1 protein-coding gene is annotated in these 4066 nt (G+C 41.1%); it reads right to left on the reverse strand.

Features of this window, described 5'->3' with window-relative positions; translation table 11 throughout:
* The coding region (locus tag EYO21_00760; protein ID HIB02346.1) for a LamG domain-containing protein at positions 1 to 3861 on the reverse strand (3861 nt) is incomplete at its 3' end.
* Positions 3862 to 4066: the final 205 nt, after the last annotated feature.

Genomic DNA, 4066 nt, shown 5'->3' on the forward strand with positions numbered 1-4066 from the left:
GGAAAAAGCTTCTTCTATATTTAATTCGTAATCAGGATAATATGAAATTAGGTTCCAACCTTGTGTCAATGAAATTGAATTGTCGGCAAAAGCCCGACCTCTAAAGTATATTTTGCTGGCTGACCCTGTCACTTTTATATAATATCCACCTTTGCTGCTGATGGTATCCAATGTGGCGTAAGCATCATTGGGTCTATAATACCCTTTCATGCTTGAAACGTATACCAGCTGATTATTCTTTATTAACGTTCCGAATATGCTTTCGGGATGGGATTTTAGCCCATCATATGGAACTGATATCAGGTTCCAACCTTCAGTAAGCGATACGTCATAAGCGACAGAAAGGCTGTCCTGAGAAAAAGAAAGACTTGGCCAAACACTTGTTTGCGGTGCATAGCCGCTCGAATAACCAACGGTTTGACCATCAGTGATTAGTTTTTCTTTACTGTAAAAAGATACGCTATCCTCAGAATCAATAACTCCCAAAGCAAAAGAATGCTCTCCGCTTGAGTTTATGACACCACTCAAATCCAGAGATATTTTTGAACCTGATACTAAAGAAGACAAAGTATCTATTGGTGTGCCAAAGACATGATCAACAACGCCTATGTTATTGCCATCAATTTTTTCTCCCCACCCCTTCAGATTATATTTGTACAGAACAATTCCACCAGTCAAGCTATTAACAGTTTCTGGAACCAGATTTAAACTCGTCTTATAGCTTGCATTCACAGATTCAGAAATGTCAAAACGCAAAAACGCAGCGTGATTTATTGAAACTTGCAAGTTTTTCGTCTGATAGGGAAGCACTGGACTAGTGACAGCCGTGGCTATTGAGCGGTCATTTGTTGGATAAATCTCATCTTCGACTTGAAAGGTCCATGAACCGCCACTGACTCCATCTACTGAAACAGACCAATTATAGGTTCCACCCGGTTGAAAGGTTTCAAACAGTACATTATATGGATAATCAAAACTTTCAGTTCGGTTTACACCTGGTCCACTTAGACTAACTGTCGCTGTTGTTCCTGAATAATCTTTCTTATAAGGATAATTCCAAGCCAGGCCATAGTCCATTGGAACATTTACTGCATTATTTTTTGGTATAGGAACACTTGGATACGGATATCGATAACCCGGGATCCAGTAAACTGAATCACCATATTCATAAGCACCTATATCCGGCGCATCACCAACAAACCTGCGGTTCTGGCCAGGATATAAGGGTGGGTGATTTAAATCCCCATCAACCCCATCATTGACCCCCGGTATTATCACCCCGGCATCAACCAGATTAGATCCTTTCTTGGGCCGGAAATCATAGTTTTGTTTACTGTCAACGAATGGGTTCTCGCCAAACTGCCCAAAAAGTGACTCTTCAGACCGACTACGATTTTGTATCCACGGATCCATCAACTCAAAATGGGGATATGCATAGGCATGTGCTGAAGTTATATCTAATGCTAGTCCATACCAGATACCCACAGAATCAAGATGAGAAGCATCAAGAGGATACTTATATCCTTCACTACCATAATAATTCGGATCACTGCCCGGAGGCCAGCAGTCCGGTGAAGAACATTCCAGTCTAAACTCTGCAATACTGTTATGAAAATTAGAATTCCAGTTACCTTCTTCTTTATCGCCTGTCCCACTTGGCCCACAATACTTGTTATATGGGAGACTGATATCCTGTTTATTGTTATCATATGCGATAACATGATGCACATCATGGTAATTCCCCTTTAAACGAAAACCACGATTGTTACCTACAGAAACGACATGATGCACATCACCATAAGTGCCCGCGCAACTTCCATCAAAGCGCATACCATTTAAATGGGGCGCATTGATGATCCATGTGTATCGTGTTGTAGATCCAGGAACTGAAATGGGATTTCTCTGAATCCCGCTACCATCTATTTGTTCATATAGATTTTCAAATCGACAATACTCTGTTAAGGATTCAATTGCAGGGTAGATACCAGCTGTAAAACTATTTTCTATTGTAAGATATCGCCATTGGCTTCCACCAGTGACAAAGCTCCCATCAGCTCTTGCCCCCCTGTAATTTCTAGTTGTTACACCATAATGTCCAGAAGCTGAAAACCAATCATTATACCTAAATAGTATATTTTCCATTGTTGGGAACATAGTACGCGTCTGGTACCAAGGAGAGGCATCATTTATATATTCGAAAATACAATTTCTGACAGTGGTATTGTACCCCCAGGTAACCATGTTACCTTCGAGGCCCATGTCAGAGCTAAATGAAAACTTGCAATCTTCTATTGTTGTGTAACTAGAGCTATAAAATTCGACTGAGCCTGCAAAAAAATGGAGGTTTTTAAATTCAAAATTGTCGGAAAATGAAAAGGCTAATATTCTGTCCCTCACTCTTACTCGGACATTTGTGGATGTGGGGATATAATCATCGCTGGCGTAAAGGTATAAGGTGTTGTTGTCAGGATTAAATGACCATTCTTCCAGCGTATCTAAATTTGCAAGGTTCCCAGGCTGATAGCCCTCTTCTGGATACTTTATAGGCGATTTCATCCTTAATGCCCAGACAGTACCTGGCTCAGGGTTCTTCGGGTTCCCAGTTGTGGGATCGGTAGGATTTTTAAAATTAGTAGGCATCGCAGGTATCATATACCGCCCATCCACAAATACACCGTAGATCGAATCAACCTGCGTCTTGATAGATTGAGAAATGGAATTCATATCTAAAACCGCTTTATAAATGGCATGACCATTATGAGTGTAGGGTTCCCAGCTAGCATTAATGGAAATAGTACCATCAATAATCACATCTTCATTTGGATACCCTTCAATAACGATTTTCTGGCCTTCTGCCTCAGGTAAATGATTCAACTGCCATTTGTTGAGCAACTCTGTATATCTTCCTTCCCGGATATAAATGCGATCTCCGGCCCTTGCATCATCAAGCGCACTGCGGATGGTTGGATATGGACAATTCGAACTGCCATCGGGTGCTGGGCAATCATTAGAGAAATACTTTGATGCAACCTCAGTATTACTCATGGGGACATGATTTTCATTTGGACTATGATCAACTAGCTCCCAATTATTATTGAGATCCACTGGATAATAGGCGACAAGTCCAGACTCGTTGCCAGCCAAAGTCTTATCCATATTATCTTGAATCTCGGATTGGGTACGAGCCACATTCCACATTCGAATCTCATCCATTTTTCCTTCGAAATTTGTACCGATATATCTTACTGGTGTTGCGGTTGGGGTTGTTCCTGAAGCACCCGTATAATTGTTCACTTCAACACCATTAATAAAAAGCTTATAATTGGTGCCATCGAAAGTAGTGGCTATATGGTGCCAGACTTTGACAGGGATATCCACTGTAACGTTGGTGATTTTGGTACTGCCACCCGTTATAAATCCATATTTTATCTCATTAATACTCGTGCCAGATGTAGTCATAATATGTATTGTAGGTCCACTAGTGGCTAAGTTCCAAGGATCGGAAAAAACATTATAAGCAGTGGTTGTTGTGCTGTCAGAATAGATCCATGCTTCCTGGGTAAACTGAGCTCCTAAGACAGGTGCATTATCAGACAGATCGATTTGATCGCTATTTGATTTTAAACCATGAGGCCAAGCTTTTTCACGATATTGATGATAACTATTTGCATCGAACACATCAAACAAAAGGTACTCATCCGTCTCATACTGAGAGAGCGCATTTTTATCGACAATTAGGTCGTCCGCATTTACAAATGAGACGATCAGAAATAATGAGAATAAGACTATTAAATTCTTTTTCACAGGAGTACTCCTAAAAATAACCCCATTTAATTTAATCAAACTGTGTATTTTTTTCATCCCGACTGTCCCCCCGTCATTTACCAGGAGGGATTGGGAAAGTGGTTGAGAAAGCGGTTTCATTTCAAAAGCACCATTTTCCGGGTCTTCTGAAAGCCTTGGGCATTTAGACGGTATATATAGACCCCGGCACTGACCGGTGCACCCCGCTGGTCCTTCCCGTTCCACACCAGACTGTGGCTTCCAATGGGGAACCAGCTTTGTG

It is taken from the genome of Candidatus Neomarinimicrobiota bacterium, assembly GCA_012964825.1.
GTDB lineage: Bacteria > Fidelibacterota > Marinisomatia > Marinisomatales > S15-B10 > UBA2125.